This window comes from Alistipes sp. HGB5, from assembly GCF_000183485.2.
GTDB classification, from domain to species: domain Bacteria; phylum Bacteroidota; class Bacteroidia; order Bacteroidales; family Rikenellaceae; genus Alistipes; species Alistipes finegoldii.
In genome coordinates this window covers 1-20,994 of record NZ_AENZ01000026.1, presented here as the reverse complement: position 1 = coordinate 20,994, position 20,994 = coordinate 1, and the positions used below count along the sequence as shown (strand labels likewise).

The window sequence follows — 20,994 nt, the reverse complement described above, 5'->3', positions numbered from 1 at the left end:
GGTTTTATTCTATCTCGGAGATGGATACCGAGCGGTTGTCCGAGAAGGTGTAGACGATCGGATTGATGCGGCTCATGATGCGCAGAATCGCTTCGAGCGGTTCGTCGGTGAGGGTGAACGTGTAGGCGTAATTGTGGGCGAGTGCCGGGGAGATGTCGATCCGGATGTCGTACCAGCGTGAGAGGTAGCGGCAGATTTCGCCCAACGACTGCCGCTCGAAGACCAGTTTGCCCGCGGCCCAGCAGGATTCCAGCTCGACGTTGCCCCTGCGGATATTCAGCTCTTGGGTGGCGGGGTCGTAGCAGGCTATTTCTCCGGGGTGCAGCCGGCGCGTCTCCCCGTTGCCGGAATCGAGGGCCACCGAACCCTCAACGAGCGATACGGCGACGGTCCGGTCTTCGTGCGAGGTGTTCACGTTGAATTTCGTGCCGTGAACCCGTATGCGCAGCCCTTCCACTTCGACCGTGAAAGGGCGTTCGGGATCTTTGGCGATGTCGAAAAATCCCTCTCCGCGGAGTTTTACGTTGCGGCTTTCGGCGCCGAAGGAGCTGTCGTAGGCGAGCGTCGAGCCGCTCTGGAGCCATACGGTCGAACCGTCGGTCAGATGCGCCAGCGACTTGCCGCCGAAGGCGCAGAACTCCTGTCTGGCCGGAACCGGTGTGCGGGAGAGGTCGGGACGGACCGCGAAGAGCGTGACGACGACGCCCGCGGCGACGGCTGCCGCCGTGCGCAGTATCGGCATCCAGCGGCGTTTCGGCGCGGGCCGTTCCGCCCGCTGCGGCGTTCCGCAGACTTCGATGCGGGACTGCAACTGCTCCCAGAGCCGGTCGCGGTCGGGATTGTAGGCCGAGGTGCGGCGCTGTACGTCGTCCCATATGCGGAGGGCGTTTTCGTAGATGCGGCGGTTGTCCGCATCCGCGACCCATAGGTCGAATTCGCGGCGCGATGCGGTGTCCAGCGTGCCCTTCAGCGCACGGATCAGGAGGTCCCGGTAATGTTTGTCCATGACGGTATTCGGTTTTTACCCGAAGACACGAAAAAGGCGGCCGACCCTTACGGCCGACCGCCTTTTTTCCGATTTTTTTAGCGGAATGTCTCCGGATATTCCTCCGCGGACGCTTCGTATATGCCGGGAACGGCGATGCGGAGAGGCTGTTTCCGCAGGATTCCGGGCCGGTTATCCGACGACCGCGGCGAACAGATCCAGATGCCCGTCCACGTAGCGGGCGAGCGTCTCCGTGACCTCGGCTTCCATTTCGCCGTACTCCTCCTCCAGCTCGTCGAAGGCTTCGTACTGCTCGTACATCGCCATGAACTCCTCGTCGGTGCGCTCCCGTTCCAAATCCTCCCGGTTGGCGTCGTAGATCTTCTTGGCGCGGTAGACCAGCTTCGAGAAACTCTCCGCACCCCACAGGCGCATGACTCTGGCAAACGGATTGCCGAAGATATAGGCCCCGTAGCCGTTCTGGATAAGCTGGCAGAAACCGCCTTCGGTCACCTCGTCCCGGAAAATCCGGTAGGCGAGCAGCGAGTGCTGTTCGCCGCTGAGCAGCGGCATCGTTTCGGCCGTCGGGTCTCCGCCGACCGTCTCCTTGTATTTGTCCGTAAAGACCCGGAGGAATTCGTCCATCCCTTTGGCGGCTGCCGTTTGCAGGGCCTTGTCTGTAATTTCGATCACGGTTTCCGTCGTTTGATTGTGAATATGGGGTTGTTTAGCCGGGTTACTGCTGCGCTTCGGGCGCGTAGGTGCGCAGGGCCAGTTTCTTGACCCACACCACGAAGCCGCCCGTGAGGATCAGGTTCAGCACCAGCGTCAGCACCGAGATGATGAGCGCCGGGCCGCCCAGACTGTAGCCCAGTGCGATGAAGATTACGCCCGCGCCCACCTCGCCGCGGGTGAACATGCCGATCGAGAGGGCGAGGCGTTCGCTGATCTTGCGGTCGCGGTAGAAGAAGAGCGGCACCAGTTTGCCGAGGTTCGAGAGCAACGATACGGCCAACACATGCAGCGCCAGCGTGCCCCACGGCATCATGGGCTGCGAGCCGGTGACCGACGTCGCGGCGGCCGTGTCGCCCGGAGCGCCCGTTACGAGCGGCATGCTCAGCCCCACGAGCAGCATGAAGAGGAACGAGATGCCGGTGGTGATGCGCCGTTCGGCGGCGGTGTCGATCTCCTTGTGTTTCATCAGCATGCCGACGACGAACGCCGGGAGCAGGACTTCGATATGGATGCTGTTCTCCGGTCCGTAAAGCCGGGCCGTGACGATGTGGACGAGCTGGGTCAGGGCGCAGACCACGACGGCCAGCCCCAAGATGGTTTTCCAGTCCTGACGTACGTTCCACGTCGCCTGCCAGCGCCAGCCGACGGCCAGCAGGAGGGTGACGACGGCGATGATGGCGAACATTTGCCACCGCAGGCCGGTCATCAGGATTTGCAGGGGGATCATCAGCAGGATGGTGTCCAGATCGTCGAAGATGGCCAGCACCTGTATCTTTTTGTAAATCCAGCTTTTCTTGAGACTGAGGGCTGCGAGCATCGTGAAGAGGATGCCGGCCGAAGTCGGCGCGGCGAAACGGCTCAGCAGCAGGTTTTCCTTCCACGCCTCGCCGCTGGTCCAGAGTTCGGGCGGAAGCAGTGCGAAGACGTAGTAGAGGACGATGAGTATCCACGGCAGCGCGGCCGTGGCCATGGCGATGAAGTAGTCCGCAGTGTAGGAACGCCAGCGGGTTTTGTCGATTTCGAATTCGCGGCCGACGTTGATCATGATGAATCCGAGGCAGATGTAAAGCAGCGTGTCGGAACACTTCTTGAACGCCGCGTATCCTGCACCGAGCGTGCCCGGAAGCATTTGCGAGACGATGAGTCCCAACATCAGGAAAAGAGAGAATGAGAGAACTTTTCGCATTAATTGATAGTTGTTTACAAGTGAGAGGAGTGCATTCGCCGGCAAAGATAATATATTCTGCTTTATTCCCGAAACCGCATCCGTCTTTCGTGAAAAAAATAACAATAATGAAACCGCAATTCACAATTATTTCTTACCTTTGCGGTCGAAAACGGCATATCAGTATTTAAAACCATAAATTAAACATTTACAACTATGCAGATTGTAGAGATTCACGCAAGAGAGATCCTCGACTCGCGAGGCAATCCGACCATCGAGGTCGAAGTACGTACCGTATCCGGCGCATTCGGCCGCGCAGCCGTTCCGAGCGGCGCATCGACGGGCGAGAACGAGGCCCTCGAACTTCGTGACGGCGACAAGAGCCGTTATCTGGGCAAGGGCGTTCTGAACGCCGTCAAGAACGTAAACGAGGTGATCGCTCCCGCCGTTATCGGCATGAACGTGGCCGATCAGGTGGGCATCGACAAGGCCATGATAGCCCTCGACGGCACGAAGACCAAGTCGAAGCTGGGTGCTAACGCCATCCTCGGCGTGTCGCTGGCCGTGGCCCGCGCTGCCGCCGACTACTTCGGCATGCCGCTCTATCGCTATATCGGCGGTGCAAACGCCAAGACGCTGCCCGTTCCGATGATGAACATCATCAACGGCGGTTCGCACTCGGACGCTCCGATCGCGTTCCAAGAGTTCATGATCCGTCCCGTGGGCGCTCCCACCTTCAAGGAGGCTATCCGCATGGGCGCCGAGGTGTTCCACAACCTGAAGAAAGTGCTTCACAACCGCAACCTCTCGACGGCTGTCGGTGATGAGGGCGGCTTCGCTCCCGCGCTGAACGGCACCGAGGACGCTATCGAGTCGATCATCGAGGCCATCAAGATGGCAGGTTACAAGCCCGGCCGCAAGGAAGAGGGCGGCGACGTGTCGATCGGCATGGACTGCGCTTCGTCGGAGTTCTACAAGGACGGCGTTTACGACTACACCAAGTTCGAAGGCGAGAAGGGCGCGAAGCGTTCGTCGAAGGAGCAGGTAGAGTACCTGAAGGGACTGGTTGCCAAATACCCCATCGACTCGATCGAGGACGGTATGTCGGAGAACGACTGGGACGGTTGGCAGATGCTCACCGAGGAGATCGGCGGCAAGTGCCAGCTCGTGGGCGACGACCTGTTCGTGACCAATGTGGACTTCCTGAAGAAGGGTATCGAAATGGGCTGCGCCAACTCGATCCTGATCAAGGTGAACCAGATCGGTACGCTGACCGAGACGCTCGACGCCATCGAGATGGCTCACCGTGCGGGCTACACTTCGGTTACGTCGCACCGTTCGGGCGAGACCGAGGATTCGACGATCGCCGACATCGCCGTGGCTACCAACTCCGGTCAGATCAAGACCGGTTCGGCGTCGCGTTCGGACCGTATGGCCAAGTACAACCAGCTGCTCCGCATCGAGGAGGAACTCGGCGATGAGGCTATCTACGGCTACACGAAGATCTACCGCAAGTAATTCCGATTTCGAAGGGCTTGACAGCCCTGTTGCATCAGGTTCCGGGCGAAGCCCGAACCGGATCATAAATGAAAGGGCCGGACATATTGTCCGGCCCTTTTTTTGTGCGGCGGCGTGCGGTCGCTCAGGCGCCGACCGCGGTCAGACCGCCTTTATCAGCGAACGTCCCAGCCATACGAGTACCAGTCCCAGAATGAAGCTCAGGCCGACGTAAAGGCCGAAATAGAGCCAGTGTTTCTGTTGGAGGAGCAGGTACATGTCGTCGGCAAACGACGAAAAGGTGGTGAATCCGCCGCAGAAGCCGGTGATCAGAAAGACGTTCATCGACGGCGAGATGACGTGGGTCTTTTCGGCCAGACCGAAGAAGATGCCGATCACGAAACTGCCGATAATATTGACGGCGAACGTACCCCACGGGAACGCCGAAACCGTAATGACATGGGCCAGTTTTCCCGTCAGAAAGCGCAGGCATGTGCCGATAAAACCGCCTAGCCCCGCAATAATCATCGCTTTAAACATAATTCACACATTTTTAGTTGATTCTACCATTCGGGTTCTTCCCCGAACAAATTTGATGCCACCGGGCTTCCGTATTTTGCCGCGGATCGCCACGGGGGGGCGGCTTTTGGCATCCTATTTGGAACCTCCGCTGATCAGTACCGGCGGACCGCTGCCCCGGCGGGATATGTATGGCCTTCGGGGATGCGGAGCCGGATTAACTATAAAAATCGTTTACTATGCACTTGACACCGAAAGAGATTGACAAGTTGATGCTGCTTTCGCTCGGTATGGTCGCCGAACGGCGTATGAAAAAAGGGCTGAAACTGAATTATCCGGAGGCCGTAGCCTATATTACGTCCACGGCACTGGAGGGAGCGCGTGAAGGCAAGACCGTGGAAGAGGTTATGAAAGGAGCGGCCAGCGTGCTGAAGAAAAGCGACGTCATGGAGGGCGTCGCCGACATGATCGACCTGCTGCAGGTCGAAGCCGTGTTTACGGACGGTTCCCGTCTGGTGAGCATCCACCATCCTATTAAGTAATTTTAAACATCCTGAGTATGAATACGAAAAATCCCGCCCCTGCGAAAAATCAGGCGCAGGCGGCGAGTCTCTATCCGAATAAACCCGGCTTCAAACCCGCAAAGCCCGTCGTCGTCGGTGGAGAAATCCTGATGAACGCCCCGATCGAGTACAATACCGGCCGCAAGACCGTGAAGCTTGTCGTGCGCAATACCGGCGACCGCCCGATTCAGGTCGGTTCGCATTTCCATTTCTTCGAGGTCAACCGTTATCTGGAGTTCGACCGTGACGCCGCTTTCGGCTGTCACCTGAACATTCCCGCAACGACCGCCATCCGTTTCGAACCGGGCGACCAGAAAGAGGTCGAGGTCGTGGCCTATTCGGGCAAACGCCGCGTGATCGGCTTCAACGGTCTGGTGATGGGATATACGGGCGACGAGGATGCGCCCACCTATTTCCCGGCACGTATGCATGCCGTGCGCAAAGCCCGGCATGCAGGGTTCAAGAACATTTCGGAAAGCGATGCCGAGGCCGCTATGAAAAAAAGCAACAACACTAAAAAATAGAGGATATGGCAACAATTTCACGTCAAGAATACAACAACCTTTTCGGTCCTACCGTCGGCGACAAGATCCGGCTGGGTGACACCGATCTTTACGTCGAGATCGAAAAAGACCTGCGCGAATACGGCGACGAGGTCGTCTACGGCGGCGGCAAGACCATCCGCGACGGCATGGGGCTGGCCAATACGATGACTTCGGAGGAGGGGGCGCTCGACCTCGTGATTACCAACGTGACGATCATCGACGCCAATCTGGGCGTCGTGAAGGCCGACGTGGGTGTCAAGGACGGAAAAATCGCCGGTATCGGCAAGGCGGGAAATCCCAATATCATGCACGGCGTGCATCCCGATCTGGTGACCAGCACCGCAACCGACGCGATATCGGGCGAGCACCTGATCCTGACGGCAGCCGGCATCGACGGCCACGTGCACATGATCTCCCCGCAGCAGGCTTACGCCTGTCTGAGCAACGGTATTACGACCCTGTTCGGCGGCGGAATCGGCCCTACGGACGGCAGTAACGGAACCACCATCACTTCAGGCCGCTGGAACATCGAACGCATGCTGGAGTCGATCGAGGGGCTTCCGGTGAACGTCGGCCTGCTGGGCAAGGGCAACTGCTCGATGAACCAGCCGCTCGAAGAACAGATCGAGGCCGGAGCCTGCGGCCTGAAGATTCACGAGGACTGGGGCTCGACTCCCGCTGCGATCCGCGCCGCGCTGGGCGTCGCCGATCGTTTCGACGTGCAGGTGGCCATCCACTCCGATACGCTCAACGAGAGCGGATACGTCGAGGATACGATCGCCGCCATGGACGGCCGCACGATCCATACCTACCACACCGAAGGCGCCGGCGGCGGACACGCCCCCGACCTGCTGAAAGTGGCGTCGATGCCCTACGTGCTGCCTTCGTCGACCAATCCGACCCTGCCGTTCGGGGTCAATTCCCAAGCCGAGCTGTTCGACATGATCATGGTCTGCCACAACCTCAATCCGAAGATCCCGTCGGACGTGGCCTTTGCCGAGAGCCGCGTGCGGCCCGAAACGCAGGCCGCGGAGAACGTGCTGCACGATCTGGGCATACTGTCGATGGTTTCGTCCGACTCGCAGGCCATGGGCCGTATCGGCGAATCGTTCATGCGCACGTTCCAGATGGCGTCGTTCATGAAGAACGCCTGCGGCAAGCTCGCCGAGGATGCCGACGGGAACGACAACTTCCGCGTGCTGCGCTATATCGCCAAGATCACGATCAACCCGGCCATCACCTACGGCGTTTCCGACTACCTCGGATCGGTCGAGAAGGGCAAGGTCGCCGACCTCGTACTCTGGGAGCCGCAGTTCTTCGGCGCCAAACCCAAGATGGTCATCAAGGGCGGCCTGATCAACTGGTCGAACATGGGCGATCCCAACGCATCGCTCCCGACGCCGCAGCCGTGCTATTACCGTCCGATGTACGGCGCTTTCGGCCGTACGCTGCCCGAAACCTGCCTTTCGTTCGTATCGGACGCCGCGTTCCAGAGCGGTATCAAGGAGCGTCTCCACCTGCATCGTATGGTGCAGCCCGTGCGGCGCACCCGCCAGCTTACCAAATACAACATGGTGCGCAACGGAGGAATGCCGAAGATCGACGTGAATCCCGAAACGTTCGACGTGCTGGTCAACGACATCCGCGCTTACGTCAAGCCTGCCGACAAATTCCCCCTGAGCCAGCTGCTCTGGTTCAGTTAGCCGGGAGGGCCTCTCCGATCCGGGGCGGTTTGTTGTTCCGCCTTCGGATCCGATCCGGCCCCGGATCGGTTTCCTGTTTCCGGGGGCATGCCGCAGGGGATGCTCCCGGAAATTAAAAACGAATATTAAAAACGAATCCGATGAAAATATATACGGAAATCATAGGCAATCTGCAGGACCCCGAATGGGTGAAGAAAGCGCGGGAAGCCGAAATCGAATATATCGATCTCGACCAGTGGACGGCCCAGAAAAGCCGCTTCGTGGTCAAAGGCGACCGGGAAAACGAATACGCCGTGGCATTGAAACGCCACTCGCAGATGCTCGACGGCGATATTATCGAGTATCTGCCCGAACAGCGCCGCATTGCGGCCATCCGCATCCGGCTCAACGACGTGCTGGTCGCGGACCTTTCGGATCTGGCGCGTCAAACGCCGGAAACGATCATCCATATCTCGGTGGAACTCGGTCATGCCATCGGCAACCAGCATTGGCCCGCAGTGGTCAAGGGGACAAAGGTCTACATTCCGCTGACGGTGGATAAAAAAGTGATGGACAGCGTAATGCGTACGCACCATATAGAAGGTGTCGCCTACTCGTTCCAGCCCGGTTCGGAGGTGATTCCCTACTTGGCGCCCCACGAAATCCGGCGTCTGTTCGGCGGCACGGGGCCCGACAGCGACGTACACCACCATCACGAACATGTGCATGCGCATTAAACCCGCCCTTATGACCGACGACGCAACAACCGTCATGCGGCTGCTCGAATTCACCGACTCGGCCTTTCCGGTCGGGACCTTCTCCTTCTCCAACGGATTGGAAACGGCCGCCGAGGAGGGACTGGTGCACGACGCCGCGACGCTCGAACAATATACGCAGGACATTGTCCGGCAGGCCGCCTTCACCGACGGAGTCGCGGCGCTGCACGCTTTCCGCAGCTATAACCTCGGTTATTACGAGGGTATCCTCAATGCCGACCGTCAGGCCGTTCTCTGCAAGATGAACGCCGAGGCGCGGCTGATGACCCGACGCATGGGCAAGAAACTGGCCGAGCTGTCGAAACATGTCTTTCCCGATGAAACCGCAGCGAAGTGGCTCGGCGACATCGCCGGCGGCCGTACCCCCGGCACTTATCCCGTGGCGCAGGGCATCGTATTCGCGGCCTGCGGAATCTCCGAAAAGGGGCTTTTCTGCTCCCACCAGTACGGTGTGGTCAATATGGTCGTCAGCGCGGCTCTCCGCTGCGTGCGCGTGTCGCACTACGACACGCAGCGCATCCTGTTCCGGGCCGCCGAAAAGCTCGGCGAGCTCTATGACACGGCGGGCGACATGGATTTCGACGACATGTATACCTTCGTGCCGCAGATCGACATTCTCGCCTCGCTGCACGAAAAGGGAATCAAACGCATGTTTATGAATTGATCCGCCCCAAAAGCGGAATAACCGAACAAACGAATAGATTATGAACGAAAATACAACTTGCAGAATCGGAATCGGCGGCCCCGTAGGCTCCGGCAAAACGGCACTCATCGAAGCGATCACCCCGCGGCTTCTGGACATGGGCTACAAAGTGCTGGTGATAACCAACGACGTGGTAACCACGGAAGACGCCAAACACGTGCGTAAAATGCTGAAGGGCATCCTTGTCGAGGAGCGAATCATCGGCGTTGAAACCGGCGCGTGCCCGCATACGGCCGTGCGGGAAGACCCTTCGATGAATATTGCGGCGGTCGAGGAGATGGAGGCCCGATTCCCCGACGGCGACGTGGTGCTGATCGAATCGGGCGGCGACAACCTCACCCTCACCTTCAGCCCCGCGCTGGTGGACTTTTTCATCTACGTGATCGACGTGGCCGCAGGCGACAAGATTCCACGCAAGGACGGACCGGGGATATCCCAGTCCGATATTCTGGTCATCAACAAGACCGATTTGGCCCCCTATGTCCGTGCTGATCTCGAAGTGATGCGGCGCGATTCCGAGCTGATGCGTCCGGGCAAGCCGTTCGTATTCACCAACTGCATGACGGGCGAAGGGATCGACGAACTGGTCGCCCTGATCCGCCGGATGGCGCTTTTCGACCTCGGCAACAACAAGGAGAAAGTTTCGGAATCCCTAACCGGCGCCGTACGATGAATTTCGCAGCAGCCAAAGAGATGAGTCCCTACCTCGAAGAGCCGAAGGCGATGCCCGTCGGCACTCCGGGCAAGATGGGGTATCTTTTTCTGGGATTCGAACTCGACGACGACGGCAGGTCGATCATGCGCGATCTGGAACGCCATGCCCCGCTGATCGTCCAGCAGGAACTCTATTTCGACGAAGGCATGCCTGAGATGCCGTGCGTCTACATCCTCTCGTCCGGAGGTCCCAACGTGGACGGCGATCGCTATGAACAGCGTTTTGTCGTCCGCGAAGGCGCCTACGCCCATATTTCGACCGGTGCGGCGACCAAGCTGGCCGAGATGCGCTACAACTATTCGGGGCTGACGCAGGCGTTCGAACTCGAAGAGGACTCTTATCTGGAATATCTGCCCGAACCGACGATTCCGTGCCGTCACACGCGGTTCATCGCCGACACGGCAATCCGCATCGCACCCTCGGCCACGCTGTTCTATTCAGAAATCTACATGAGCGGCCGTAAGTATTTCGACCGGGGCGAAACTTTCCAGTACGACATTCTGTCGGTCTGCTCCCATGCCGAACGTCCCGACGGGGAGCAACTGTTTCGCGAAAAATTCATCATACGGCCCGAAATGTATCCGCCTTCGACGCTCGGCGCGATGAACGGATACGACGTTTTCGCCAACGTGATCGTGCTGACGCCGCCGGAACATGCCGACAGCATCTACGAACGGACAGAGGCTTTCATCGACCGCGACCGCCGGCTGGCCGCCGGCATTACGCGCCTGCCGAACGATGCGGGGCTGCTCTACAAGGTCTTGGGCGAGGAGACGGCTCCCGTGAAACGCCTTGTCCGCGAATTCTGTTCCTCGGTTCGGCAGGAAGTCAAGGGCAAGCCGCTGCCCGAAGAATTCCCGTGGCGATAGAAACTTTGTTAACGGTTAAATAATTGTAAGTATGGCAAATACGATCGCTCGATCCGGAGGGGCCGGCGGAGGCTCTTTCGATTTTATCAAAATTCTGCTGCGCGGTACGGGGCAGGTGATGTTTCAGAACAGCGCGTGGACGGGACTCCTGTTTATGATCGGCATTTTCTGGGGCGCCTATGCCGAGGGGCAGGGACTTGTGGGTTGGGGCGCCCTGCTGGGCGTGACCGTTTCCACGGTGACGGGGTATCTGCTCGGCTTTCCGGCCAAGGACGGCGAGCAGGGACTCTGGGGCTTCAACGGCGTGCTGGTGGGGTGCGCGTTTCCTACGTTCATGGGCAATACCGTCTGGATGTGGCTGGCGCTGGCGCTCTGTGCGGCGCTGACGACATGGGTGCGTGCGGGATTTAACAACGTGATGGCGCCTTGGAAGGTCAATTCGTTCACTTTTCCGTTCGTCTTTTGTACGTGGATGTTTCTGCTCGCGGCGCGCGCCATGCACGGGCTTCCGACGACGCATATGGCCGATCCGGCGCTTCCGGCGGCTTTCTCGTCGCTGGAGAGCATCCGTTTTGGCGATCTGGCGGTTTACTGGCTGAAAGGCATCGGGCAGGTCTTTCTGATCAATTCGTGGGTGACGGGAATCTGTTTCCTCGCGGGACTGTTCCTTTGCAGCCGCTGGGCGGCGCTCTGGGCCGCGATCGGCTCGGCGCTGGCGCTGCTGACGGTCATCGCGCTGAAAGCGTCGGGCTCCGACATCTCCGACGGACTTTACGGATACAGCCCCGTGCTGACGGCCATTGCATTGGCGACGGTGTTCTATAAGCCGAATTTCCGCTCGGCGCTCTGGGCCGTTCTGGGAATTCTGGTGACGGTGTTCATTCAGGCCGGCATGTATATGCTGATGGCGCCCGTCGGAATCGCCACCCTGACCGGGCCGTTCTGCATCACGACATGGCTCTTCCTGCTGCCGCTCGTCAGGTTCGACGACGAGGAGAAGCCCGACCATTCGAACTGGTATCCGGAGAACAAGAAGCATCTGGCGGCGCAGCAGCCGGGCGCGAAAACGGAATAACCGTCCGTCCGGTCCGGCAGGGGCCGGACGGGGCGATCTGAAAACCTGAAAAACGACAGACTATGCACATGTCCGACGCACTGGTCTCCCCGCCGGTATTCGCCGTTACGGGAGCCGTATCGCTGGTCCTGCTCGGAACGGCGATCTGGAAAGTCAAGCATCCGCGAAACGACCGCCGCGAACCCGATGCGCGGGACGAGCACATCGTTCCGCTGATGGGCGTGATGGGCGCCTTCGTCTTTGCCGCCCAGATGATAAATTTCTCTATTCCGGGAACGGGTTCGAGCGGCCATCTGGTCGGCGGTATCCTGCTTTCGGCGATACTGGGCCCATGGGCGGCGTTGCTTACGCTGGCTTCGGTGCTGGTGATCCAGTGCCTAGTTTTCGCCGACGGCGGTTTCATGGCTTTGGGCGCCAATATCCTCAATATGGCGGTATTGTCGTGTCTGGCGGCCTATCCGCTGTTGTTCCGGCCGTTGATCAAACGCGGCGCATCGCCGGGACGGATCATCGCCGCGTCGCTGCTCGCCTCGGTGGTCGGACTCGAACTGGGCGCATTGGCCGTGACGATCGAAACCGAAGCGTCGGGCATCACCGCGTTGCCGATGGGGCGGTTTCTGCTGTTCATGCTCCCGATCCATCTGTTTATAGGTATCGGCGAGGGGCTGGCTACGGCGGCGGTGATCTGCGTCGTGCAGCGTTATAAGCCCGAACTGCTGTACGGTATCCGTCGGGAACGCGCCTCCGGAAGACGGAGACTCGGAAAGGCCCTTGCGGCGATCGCACTCTTGGCGCTGTTGATCGCCGGGTCGTTCTCGTGGATCGCTTCGTCCGATCCCGACGGACTGGAGTGGTCGATCAAAAAGACGGCGGGACGGTCCGAATTGGAACCTGCGTCCGACGGCCTGCACCGCAGAGCCGCCGCCATTCAGGAAAAGACGGCCGTGATACCCGATTACAACACGACATTTGCGGGAATCGTAGGGAGCGGAGCCATTCTGCTGGCCGTATTCGGCGCCTCCTGTCTGTTCCGCGCCGGACAAAAGCAGGGATGAAAAACAGATTGCAGCACGTACTTTGCGCATTGGATGCGATGGAGCGGACGGCGCGGATGCAGAGTCCGCTCCATCGCACGGACGCCCGGTCCAAACTGCTCGTCACGGTGGTTTTTCTCGTGACGATGCTCTCCGTGCCGCTCTGCAGGCTTCCGGAACTGCTGCTGTTTTTCGTCTTTCCGATCGTTGCCTGCGCGATGGGCGGCCTGAGTTACGGAACGATTTTCCGGCGGTCGCTTGTCGTGCTGCCCTTCGTCGTCTTCATCGGCGTTTTCAACCTGTTCTACGACCGCGAGCCGGTTTTCCGTATCGGGACGCTGGCGGTCACCGCAGGGTGGGTCTCGTTCCTTTCGATCGTACTGCGCGGACTGCTGTCGGTGCAGGCGCTGCTCGTGCTGATCGGAAGCACCGGCTACTACGGTCTCTGCCGGAGCATGCAGCGGCTGGGGGTGCCGGCTGTTTTCACCACGCAGCTGCTTTTCGTCTACCGTTACCTTTATGTTTTGATCGAAGAGGCCGCGGCCATGCAGCAGGCCCGCGACGCGAGGAGTTTCGGGCGCAGATCCTATCCGCTGAAGATTTGGGGAACGCTCGTCGGGCAACTGCTGATCCGCACTTTCGACCGGGCCGAGCAGATCAGCCGGGCGATGCTGGCACGGGGATTTTCGGGGCGCATCCCGGAGGGGGTGTTCGAACGCCCGGCATGGAAAATGCGCGACACCCTGTTTCTCGCCGTGTGGTGCTCGGCGTTCGTCCTGCTGCGCTTGTGCCGTCCGGCCGAAAACCTTTCGATGCTGATAAACAACCTTTGAGATGAGTCACCACTACCTCCGGTTCGACGATGTGCATTACCGTTATCCCAACGGCTATGAAGCGCTCTGCGGCGTCTCGTTCTGCATCACGCACGGGGAGAAGGTCGCCCTAGTCGGGGCCAACGGAGCCGGGAAATCGACGCTGCTGCTGCACACCAACGGACTGCTGATACCTTCGCAGGGCGAAGTGGTCATGGGCGGGATCAAGCTCACGCGCAGGACGCTGCCGCTGGTGCGGCAGTCGGTGGGGCTTGTGTTTCAGGATTCGGACAACCAGCTCTTCATGCCCACGGTCGAAGAAGACGTGGCCTTCGGACCTTCGAACATGCGTCTCGAACCCGAAGAGATACGCCGCCGCGTCACGGAAGCCCTCGATGCCGTCGGCGCGCTGCATCTGCGCGGGGCGTCGCCCTTCCGGCTTTCGGGCGGACAGAAGAAGCGCGTTGCGATAGCGACGGTCCTTTCGATGGAGCCGTCGGTGCTCGTCATGGACGAACCGACCTCGAATCTCGACCCCCGCGCCCGGCGGCAGATCATAGACCTGATACGCCGTTTCGGCCATACGACGCTGATCGCTACGCACGATATGGAGATGGTGCTCGACCTTTGCGACCGTACGATCGTGATGAAGCAGGGACGGATCGTGGCCGACGGCAGTACGCGGCACGTGTTCGGCGATCTGGCCCTGCTCGAAGAGTGCGGGCTGGAGCAGCCTTGCGAACTGCGGATGAAACGTGCGTTGAAAAGGGAGTACGCCCTTTGACGGTCAGTCGCGCCGGATTTCGGGACGAACGGAACGCCCCTTGTCGGGAAGCACCTCCCGGCCGACGACGGCCGTAACCAGCGCCCCGGCGAGCAGCACGCCGATCGTCACCCAAAGCACCAGCGAAGCGCCGCCCCATTTGAGCAGTATCGGAATGACGACGACGCCGGCGACGGCGCCCAGTTTGCCGAAGGCCGCGGCAAGTCCCGCACCCGCGCCGCGCTCGGCGACGGAATAGATTTGGGGCGGAATGATGAACGTCATCAGGTGGGGGCCCGCATTGAGGAACAGTTCGAAGAGCATGAACCCGGATACGGCGATCCAGACCGGCCAGTGGAATTCGTAGGCCGCCAGCAGGATGCCCATGCCCGCGGCGCAGAGGATAAATCCCCACGTCTGGGTCCGCACGTGGTACCAGCGGTTCACGAGCAGCAGACCAAGTACGAATCCCGGCAGGATGCAGAGGTTGATCCATGTGGTCAGCAACACCGAATCGGTGATTCGTGAAAAGGCCGACTCGGACCCCGTTTCCAGCCCCAGCGCCATGACCAGCACGGGCAGGAATACCCCGATGCCGTAGACGCCCAATCCCTCGCAGGCCCACGGAATGCCGCTGAAAATCACTTTCTTCATCTGACCGGGTTTGAAAAGGTCGCTCCAAGCCACCTTCGGCATCTGCGTTTTATTCGGGTGGTTGCGGATTTCGCCGATCTCCACGTCGGGGCCCAGAAAATAGCGCACGGCCTTTTCGGCTTCGGATATGCGCCCGTGGGCGATGAGCCATCCGGGACTTTGTTCGAAACGTATGCGGCAGAGCAGCATGACGACCGCCATGACTGCGACGAGCAGCAGCAGCCGGTTCCACAGGTGCGGATCGTGCCACTCCCGCAGCAGGGAAAAACAGATGGCCGCCGCTGCGATGCTGCCCAACGACGAAGCGGCTTTCGCTACACCGACCATCAGCAGTTTCCACCGCCGGGGCATGATCTCGGAGATGTAGTCCGAATCGAGGCTGTAACCGCCGCCGATGCCCAGTCCCATGAAAAACAGCCCCGTGACCAGCCCGAAGAGGTCGGCCGTGAAAAAGGTGAACAGCGAGGCCGCGAGGATGAGTGCGGGGCAGAACCGGAAGAAAAACAGGTATCCCTTTTTATCGCTCCACGCTCCGAACAGCACCGAGCCGACCATGATGCCGACGAGGCTGGTCGCCGCCACGAGTCCCTGCTGCAGGGAGGTAAGTCCGGGATGCCGGAAAATCTGGATCATCGGCAGTATGACGCCGACCAGCGTCGCCAGCCCTGCTCCGGTGATCTGTCCGAGCGAAGCGACGATAAGCACTCTGAAGTGGCCCCAACGCAGGGGCATCGTGTCCATGTTCATATTTTTATCGGTAGCTATGTTTGCATGCTCCTGCGGTTCGAGCCATCGTTTCCACCGTTCGAGCACCCACAGCAGCGCAACGCCCACTCCCACGCCGACGACCGATTCGGTAAAGCGCAGCAGGCAGTTTACGGCCGGCGAGACGTGGGGCGTCATCTGCGAGACGAGCAGGATGATGAGCAGCGTGATGGTGGCGATGCGGTTGTTCTGGTAGATTCCGACCAGCATGCAGAGCATCTCCAGCACGAAGACCGAGGCGAGCATCCCGACGATCGAAAAGGGCCATATCTTGAGGTATATGTAGGCGACGAGCGCTCCGAGGAAGGTTCCCAGCACCCGGGTCCATCCGGCGCGCAGCGAATCCTTGTAGTTGTGCGATTGCAGGACGACCACCAGCGACGTGCAGGCCAGCATGGCCCCCATCCAGCGCGACGCCTCGTGGAGCGATCCCGTTATGTAGACGCCCGTCAGATAGGCCAGCAGCACACCGATGCAGGAGACGAACGAGACGGAAGGGTGCATGCGTCCGACGGCATCGCGCAGGTGCTGCCGGATCCGTAACGGGATCGGTTGCCGGGTGTTTTCCATAATGAGCGTTTATCCGGCTCAGAACAAGAAACGCGCCGAAAGGGACGCCGTCCGTCCGATCCGGAGCGTTTCCGGGATTTGCACTTTCTTCGCTCCGCCGGGGGATTTTGGAACAAGAATTGGTGAAGGGGGAGGATGCGCTGCAAGAAGATAAAACAAATGTCCAAGTAAAACATAATGCGAGAAGATGAAGTCTAAACTGTTTGTCCTGCTGCTGTTGGGCGGTATCGTCCCCGTGTGCGCCCTGCGGTCCGAGACCGCCGACAGCCTGCGTAACGGGAAAACCTACCCGATCGGGGAGGTCGTGGTCACCGGAACCCGGCATGAAACCGACGTCCGGCATCTGCCGATGACCATTTCCGTCGTCGGACGGCAGAAGATCGCCGAGGGATTCCAGCCGTCGCTGCTGCCGACGCTGACCGAGCAGATTCCGGGACTGTTCGTTACGGGACGCGGCATCATGGGGTACGGCGTTTCGGGAGGGGCTGCCGGGCAGATGACGCTGCGCGGTGTCGGCGGAGGTCCCACAACGGGTCTGCTGGTGCTGATCGACGGCCATCCCCAGTACATGGGGCTGATGGGGCATCCGATCGCCGACGCCTGCCAGTCGATGCTGGCCGACCGGGTCGAAGTCGTGCGCGGCCCCGCTTCGGTGCTGTACGGCTCGAACGCCATGGGCGGCGTCATCAATATCGTGACGCGCAGGATGCACGAGGACGGGGTGAAAACCGATCTCCATGCCGGTTACGGGTCCTACAATACGCTCGAAACCGAGGTTACGAATCAGGTTCGGGCAGGACGTTTTACGAGTACGGTGACTGGCTCTTACAACGGCACCGACGGGCATCGCAGGAACATGGGCTTCGAGCAGTACGGCGGTTACGCCAAGCTGGGTTACCGGATTGCCCAAGCGTGGGATCTCTACGCCGACGTGAACCTCACGCATTTCAACGCCCGGAATCCGGGCTCCGTTTCGGAGCCCATTCTGGACAACAGGCAGCGTATTACCCGCGGCATGACTTCGTTCACGCTGCGCAACGACTACGGAAAGACTTCCGGAACCCTGAGCTTCTTCTACAACTGGGGACGACATAGGATCAACGACGGCCACTCGCCCGGCGAAGAGCCGCTGAACTACCGTTTCAACTCCCGCGACAGGATGCTGGGCGTATCGTGGTATCAGAGCGTCGCGCTTTTCAGGGGCAACCGCCTGACCGTGGGCGTCGACTGGCAGCATTTCGGCGGCAAGGCGTGGAACGCCTTTACCGACGGGGCTCCGGATAAAACCACGGCCGACAAGACGATGGACGAAGCGGCCGGCTATGTCGATTTCCGCCAGAGCCTGACGCACTGGCTGACGCTCGATGCCGGACTGCGCCTCGATCACCATTCGCATGCGGGTACGGAGTGGGTGCCGCAGGGCGGACTGTCGTTCCTGCTGCCGCACAACGCCCAGATCAAGGCGATGGTCAGCAAAGGATTCCGTTTCCCGACGATCCGCGAAATGTATATGTTTCCGCCGCAGAATCCCGATCTGAAACCCGAAAAACTGATGAACTACGAACTTTCGTTCACGCAGCGCGTTTCGGGCGGGGCGCTTTCGTACGGAGTCAGCGTCTACTATATCGACGGCGACAACATGATCCAGACCGTCCCGGTGGACGGACGCCCGAAAAACATCAATACGGGCCGGATCGAGAACTGGGGCGTCGAGGGCGACGCGGCCTGCCGCATAAACCCCGTGTGGGCTGTCTCGGCCAACTACAGCTACCTCCATATGGCCTACCCGGTGGTTGCGGCTCCCGAACACAAGCTCTACGCCGGGGTCGATTTTTCGCGCAGACGTTGGAAGGCATCGACGGGCGTGCAGTATGTTCACGGACTTTACACTTCGGTCAAACCCGTAGCGAAGGATAATTTCGTGCTGTGGAACGCCAGCGTCACTTTCCGCGCGACCCGGTGGCTCGATCTGTTCGTGCGGGGCGAGAACCTGCTGGCGCAGCGTTATGAGATCAACGACGGGTTTCCCATGCCGAAAGCAACGGCGCTGGGCGGTATGAATGTTAATTTTTAATACGATCCGAGACCATGACAATTCGTCAGTGCTTTTTCTGCCGGGGCCTGTTGGCGGTCATACTGTCAGCGTTCCTTGCTCCCTGCCATGCGCATTCGGGCAAAGCCCGTTTCCATGCCGTCGTCGACACCGACGGCGCCGCCGACGATCTGCGCACCCTCTGCATGCTGCTGGGCAACCGCGAAGTGGAGGTGCTCGCCGTCACGACTTCGGAAGGGGCGCTGCTTCCCGACAGCGCCGCCGTACGTGTGCGTGCGCTTCTCGATTCCTTCTACCACGAAGGCGTTCCGGTCGGTGCGGGACGTGCGGTGAATGCCCCCGCGCCTGCGTGGCGCGCCCATTCCGGAACCGTAGACTGGGGCGATGCCGCAACCGCAACCTCCGGAGCCGGCTTCCCCGCGGCGTCGGCATTGATCGCCGAAACCCTCGGAGAAGAGGAGGAGAAGGTCGTTTTCATCGCCCTCGGTGCTTTGACGAATCTATACGACGTTCTGCGGGAAAATCCCGCCTCCGGCGACCGGATCGACCGGATCGTCTGGTACAACAGCCGGGCCGAACCGCTCTCCGGAGCCAATTTCGAAACGGACAGCGTCGCCGCCCGTTATGTGCTGGCGAGCGGCGTGCCCGTAACTGTCGTGTCGGCAAACCCGGCATGTCCGGTCGTCGTTACGCCCGCCCTGATCGATTCGGTGGCGGCCGTGCCGAACGTCTACGCCCGGAAGATCGCCGCAACACACCGTACGCCTCCGCTGGCAAAACTGGTCGGGGAGCGTCATCTGGAAGCTTGGGACGATCTGGTCGCGGTTTATCTGTTCGCTCCGGAGCTGTTTTCCATCCGGGAACTGAATGGGACGGTTCGGGCGTGCGAACTGTCGGACAAGAGCGCGGCGGCGGAGGCGCAGACACGACTGACGGCGATTCTCCGGGGCAAGCCCGACAGCGAAAGCCGGGTGTTTTACGGCTTTCCGGTCGGCGGCGCACTCTATGCGGCGGATGTCGTTCCGATCATCGACTCGGCGGTTGCCCGTCACGGATTGAGCGAATGGCGGGCGGGCGTGCTGACCAACGAACTGCACGGCCATCTGGGGATTTACGCCACGATCGGCGTCAAAATGGGAATCCGTGCCCGCGAGTATTTCAATATCGGCGTGGACGACATTCTCGTCACGACTTATGCAGGCCATAAACCGCCTGTGAGCTGTATGAACGACGGCCTGCAGGTCGGAACGGGGGCCTCCGTCGGACATGGGCTGATTACCGTTGCGGAAATCGACACGCCGCGGCCCGAAGCGCGTTTCACCTTCAAGGACAAGACGATACGGTTGGTCCTGAAACCCCGGTATGCCGACCGTATCCGCAGGGATGTGAAGCGGGGGATCGAACTATACGGCGACTTGACAGAACCTTACTGGCAGTACGTGAGAGCGCTGGCGCTGCGGTACTGGCTCGATTTCGACCGGCATGAAATCTTCGACATGTATGTCGGGGATTAGTGCGCGCAGAGTCCGATTAAAATAAAAAATACTAAATATTGTATAAATTTTTTGATGAAAACGATTAATTTTTCTATATTTGGGATAGGAAATACAGCTCGGCTGTTTATTCTGGCAAAATAATCCCCATTCGAATGTGACTGATGAACAGTCAGGACGCGATATGCGCGGTTCCTGACCAGTTACATATTTGAATAATGGGGATTATTCTACTATTGCCAGAGTCAGGTTCCGCGCATCTTTTTTTGAGGAGCGATTTCAAAAGACGCGCCGTCATGAAGCAATCGGAATATCCGGGGTGAAACCATCCGGCAGTTTCACCCGATCGGCTGCCTGTGTCTACCTGCATGCAGTGAAAAGAATCCTCGCTGATGCGAGAGCAGTGACGCAACTTACTGCGGAGGGAGGGGCCTGATAAAGGTCCCTCCCCATTTTTTTGCCGTCCGTCCGGTGCGGCGGCTGCAGCGGCTGGTGGTGCTGAGAGCGGATGCCGGGGCGGAGGGAATAGACATCGGCAGTCATTGGCTGCCGGGTTTCGATGGCTTGGGAGAAATGTGAGAAGAGTAGGAGGGGTGCGGTAAAACGAAAAAACCTCATATATCAACGATATATGAGGTTTTTGCACTTTGTTGCAGTGATTTTCAACTGCTTCTACGGGTGGAAGATGGGGCTCGAACCCTTATTCCTTATTTGTTGTATATCAATCTCTTATAATGCAAGTTCGCTTTTGAGGTCACTATTTAGTAGTGAATGTTTAACGCCTCAATGCACACCTATACTACATAGACAAAGATACGATTAATTTTTCATATTTCCAAATATCATCTTTATCAAGCCCGATAAGACCTTTCTGAAAATCAAGCCATGGTGTTAAAATGTTGATATGTAATTATTTACGTGTGTTAATTACCCGTGCCTTTGTGGCATCTTTGCGTCAGAATCATTCGTGATAGTTACTGCTATGGACCGCATGGAAGAAATTCTGGAAATCGTGCGAGAA

At 59.4% G+C, this 20,994-nt stretch carries 19 protein-coding genes; 14 read left to right on the top strand and 5 right to left on the bottom strand.

Going from position 1 to position 20,994, the window contains the following annotated elements; translation table 11 throughout:
• Window positions 1-4: 4 nt before the first annotated feature.
• From HMPREF9720_RS04800 to HMPREF9720_RS04790, 3 genes are all read right to left on the bottom strand, one after another.
• Window positions 5-1,006, bottom strand: coding sequence for a FecR family protein (locus HMPREF9720_RS04800; RefSeq protein WP_009597089.1), 1,002 nt, complete (start codon window positions 1,004-1,006; stop codon window positions 5-7).
• 171 nt (window positions 1,007-1,177) lie between these two features.
• Entirely contained in the window at window positions 1,178-1,678 is a 501-nt protein-coding gene (locus tag HMPREF9720_RS04795) for a DMP19 family protein (protein ID WP_009597090.1), read from the bottom strand.
• Window positions 1,679-1,721: 43 nt separating this feature from the next.
• Window positions 1,722-2,906: a hypothetical protein gene (locus HMPREF9720_RS04790; protein ID WP_039939897.1), complete on the bottom strand. Its 1,185-nt coding sequence runs from the start codon at window positions 2,904-2,906 to the stop codon at window positions 1,722-1,724.
• Between the two features lie 195 nt (window positions 2,907-3,101).
• On the opposite strand from HMPREF9720_RS04790, the gene eno reads away from it, so the two are divergent.
• Complete coding sequence (eno, locus tag HMPREF9720_RS04785; protein ID WP_009597099.1) at window positions 3,102-4,403, top strand: phosphopyruvate hydratase; 1,302 nt, start codon at window positions 3,102-3,104, stop codon at window positions 4,401-4,403.
• A gap of 141 nt (window positions 4,404-4,544) precedes the next feature.
• Here the strand turns inward: eno and crcB are convergent, their stop codons facing one another.
• Window positions 4,545-4,922, bottom strand: coding sequence for a fluoride efflux transporter CrcB (gene crcB / locus HMPREF9720_RS04780; protein ID WP_009597086.1), 378 nt, complete (start codon window positions 4,920-4,922; stop codon window positions 4,545-4,547).
• Window positions 4,923-5,140: 218 nt separating this feature from the next.
• Here crcB and HMPREF9720_RS04775 point away from each other — a divergent pair, with 218 nt between their 5' ends.
• The 11 genes from HMPREF9720_RS04775 (at window position 5,141) to HMPREF9720_RS04725 (ending at window position 14,459) form a co-directional block, all read left to right on the top strand.
• The gene (locus tag HMPREF9720_RS04775) at window positions 5,141-5,443 is read left to right on the top strand and encodes an urease subunit gamma (protein ID WP_009597094.1); all 303 of its coding nucleotides are present in this window, start codon (window positions 5,141-5,143) and stop codon (window positions 5,441-5,443) included.
• A gap of 17 nt (window positions 5,444-5,460) precedes the next feature.
• Window positions 5,461-5,988 (top strand): urease subunit beta, encoded by a 528-nt coding sequence (locus HMPREF9720_RS16070; RefSeq protein WP_009597108.1) that lies wholly within the window; start codon window positions 5,461-5,463, stop codon window positions 5,986-5,988.
• A gap of 5 nt (window positions 5,989-5,993) precedes the next feature.
• A complete protein-coding gene (locus HMPREF9720_RS04765; RefSeq protein WP_009597109.1) occupies window positions 5,994-7,712 on the top strand; it encodes an urease subunit alpha in 1,719 nt (572 codons plus the stop codon).
• 140 nt (window positions 7,713-7,852) lie between these two features.
• Window positions 7,853-8,428: an urease accessory protein UreE gene (gene ureE / locus HMPREF9720_RS04760; protein WP_009597096.1), complete on the top strand. Its 576-nt coding sequence runs from the start codon at window positions 7,853-7,855 to the stop codon at window positions 8,426-8,428.
• A gap of 10 nt (window positions 8,429-8,438) precedes the next feature.
• A complete protein-coding gene (locus HMPREF9720_RS04755) occupies window positions 8,439-9,131 on the top strand; it encodes an urease accessory protein UreF (RefSeq protein ID WP_009597088.1) in 693 nt (230 codons plus the stop codon).
• 40 nt (window positions 9,132-9,171) lie between these two features.
• Window positions 9,172-9,843: an urease accessory protein UreG gene (gene ureG, locus HMPREF9720_RS04750; RefSeq protein WP_009597079.1), complete on the top strand. Its 672-nt coding sequence runs from the start codon at window positions 9,172-9,174 to the stop codon at window positions 9,841-9,843.
• Window positions 9,840-10,754: an urease accessory protein UreD gene (locus tag HMPREF9720_RS04745; RefSeq protein WP_009597081.1), complete on the top strand. Its 915-nt coding sequence runs from the start codon at window positions 9,840-9,842 to the stop codon at window positions 10,752-10,754. Before ureG ends, HMPREF9720_RS04745 begins: the two co-directional genes overlap by 4 nt.
• Window positions 10,755-10,785: 31 nt before the next feature.
• Window positions 10,786-11,829 (top strand): urea transporter, encoded by a 1,044-nt coding sequence (yut, locus tag HMPREF9720_RS04740; RefSeq protein ID WP_009597098.1) that lies wholly within the window; start codon window positions 10,786-10,788, stop codon window positions 11,827-11,829.
• 68 nt (window positions 11,830-11,897) lie between these two features.
• Window positions 11,898-12,884 carry an energy-coupling factor ABC transporter permease gene (locus tag HMPREF9720_RS04735; RefSeq protein ID WP_254654359.1) on the top strand — a complete coding sequence of 329 codons (987 nt, stop codon included), beginning with the start codon at window positions 11,898-11,900 and terminating at the stop codon, window positions 12,882-12,884.
• Window positions 12,881-13,696, top strand: a complete 816-nt coding sequence (cbiQ, locus tag HMPREF9720_RS04730; protein WP_009597087.1) for a cobalt ECF transporter T component CbiQ — start codon at window positions 12,881-12,883, stop codon at window positions 13,694-13,696. Before HMPREF9720_RS04735 ends, cbiQ begins: the two co-directional genes overlap by 4 nt.
• Before the next feature lies 1 nt (window position 13,697).
• On the top strand, window positions 13,698-14,459 hold the full coding sequence (locus HMPREF9720_RS04725; protein WP_009597082.1) for an energy-coupling factor ABC transporter ATP-binding protein: 762 nt from the start codon (window positions 13,698-13,700) through the stop codon (window positions 14,457-14,459).
• Window positions 14,460-14,462: 3 nt separating this feature from the next.
• Here HMPREF9720_RS04725 and HMPREF9720_RS04720 read toward each other — a convergent pair whose 3' ends face one another.
• Window positions 14,463-16,427 carry an MFS transporter gene (locus tag HMPREF9720_RS04720; RefSeq protein ID WP_009597083.1) on the bottom strand — a complete coding sequence of 655 codons (1,965 nt, stop codon included), beginning with the start codon at window positions 16,425-16,427 and terminating at the stop codon, window positions 14,463-14,465.
• A 187-nt stretch (window positions 16,428-16,614) separates the two neighbouring features.
• On the opposite strand from HMPREF9720_RS04720, the gene HMPREF9720_RS04715 reads away from it, so the two are divergent.
• Both HMPREF9720_RS04715 and HMPREF9720_RS04710 read left to right on the top strand, forming a co-directional pair.
• Window positions 16,615-18,501, top strand: a complete 1,887-nt coding sequence (locus HMPREF9720_RS04715; RefSeq protein ID WP_009597102.1) for a TonB-dependent receptor — start codon at window positions 16,615-16,617, stop codon at window positions 18,499-18,501.
• 14 nt (window positions 18,502-18,515) lie between these two features.
• Window positions 18,516-19,994, top strand: coding sequence for a nucleoside hydrolase (locus HMPREF9720_RS04710; RefSeq protein ID WP_009597091.1), 1,479 nt, complete (start codon window positions 18,516-18,518; stop codon window positions 19,992-19,994).
• Window positions 19,995-20,994: the final 1,000 nt, after the last annotated feature.

Excerpts from the sequence above, each read along its gene's own strand:
- HMPREF9720_RS04720 (WP_009597083.1), bottom strand. The coding sequence starts at position 16,427 with ATGGAAAACACCCGGCAACCGATCCCGTTACGGATCCGGCAGCACCTG.
- cbiQ (WP_009597087.1), top strand. The coding sequence starts at position 12,881 with ATGAAAAACAGATTGCAGCACGTACTTTGCGCATTGGATGCGATGGAG.
- ureE (WP_009597096.1), top strand. The coding sequence starts at position 7,853 with ATGAAAATATATACGGAAATCATAGGCAATCTGCAGGACCCCGAATGG.
- HMPREF9720_RS04735 (WP_254654359.1), top strand. The coding sequence starts at position 11,898 with ATGTCCGACGCACTGGTCTCCCCGCCGGTATTCGCCGTTACGGGAGCC.
- ureG (WP_009597079.1), top strand. The coding sequence starts at position 9,172 with ATGAACGAAAATACAACTTGCAGAATCGGAATCGGCGGCCCCGTAGGC.
- HMPREF9720_RS16070 (WP_009597108.1), top strand. The coding sequence starts at position 5,461 with ATGAATACGAAAAATCCCGCCCCTGCGAAAAATCAGGCGCAGGCGGCG.
- HMPREF9720_RS04725 (WP_009597082.1), top strand. The coding sequence starts at position 13,698 with ATGAGTCACCACTACCTCCGGTTCGACGATGTGCATTACCGTTATCCC.
- HMPREF9720_RS04800 (WP_009597089.1), bottom strand. The coding sequence starts at position 1,006 with ATGGACAAACATTACCGGGACCTCCTGATCCGTGCGCTGAAGGGCACG.
- crcB (WP_009597086.1), bottom strand. The coding sequence starts at position 4,922 with ATGTTTAAAGCGATGATTATTGCGGGGCTAGGCGGTTTTATCGGCACA.
- HMPREF9720_RS04715 (WP_009597102.1), top strand. The coding sequence starts at position 16,615 with ATGAAGTCTAAACTGTTTGTCCTGCTGCTGTTGGGCGGTATCGTCCCC.
- HMPREF9720_RS04765 (WP_009597109.1), top strand. The coding sequence starts at position 5,994 with ATGGCAACAATTTCACGTCAAGAATACAACAACCTTTTCGGTCCTACC.
- HMPREF9720_RS04775 (WP_009597094.1), top strand. The coding sequence starts at position 5,141 with ATGCACTTGACACCGAAAGAGATTGACAAGTTGATGCTGCTTTCGCTC.
- yut (WP_009597098.1), top strand. The coding sequence starts at position 10,786 with ATGGCAAATACGATCGCTCGATCCGGAGGGGCCGGCGGAGGCTCTTTC.
- HMPREF9720_RS04755 (WP_009597088.1), top strand. The coding sequence starts at position 8,439 with ATGACCGACGACGCAACAACCGTCATGCGGCTGCTCGAATTCACCGAC.
- HMPREF9720_RS04745 (WP_009597081.1), top strand. The coding sequence starts at position 9,840 with ATGAATTTCGCAGCAGCCAAAGAGATGAGTCCCTACCTCGAAGAGCCG.
- HMPREF9720_RS04710 (WP_009597091.1), top strand. The coding sequence starts at position 18,516 with ATGACAATTCGTCAGTGCTTTTTCTGCCGGGGCCTGTTGGCGGTCATA.
- HMPREF9720_RS04790 (WP_039939897.1), bottom strand. The coding sequence starts at position 2,906 with ATGCGAAAAGTTCTCTCATTCTCTCTTTTCCTGATGTTGGGACTCATC.
- eno (WP_009597099.1), top strand. The coding sequence starts at position 3,102 with ATGCAGATTGTAGAGATTCACGCAAGAGAGATCCTCGACTCGCGAGGC.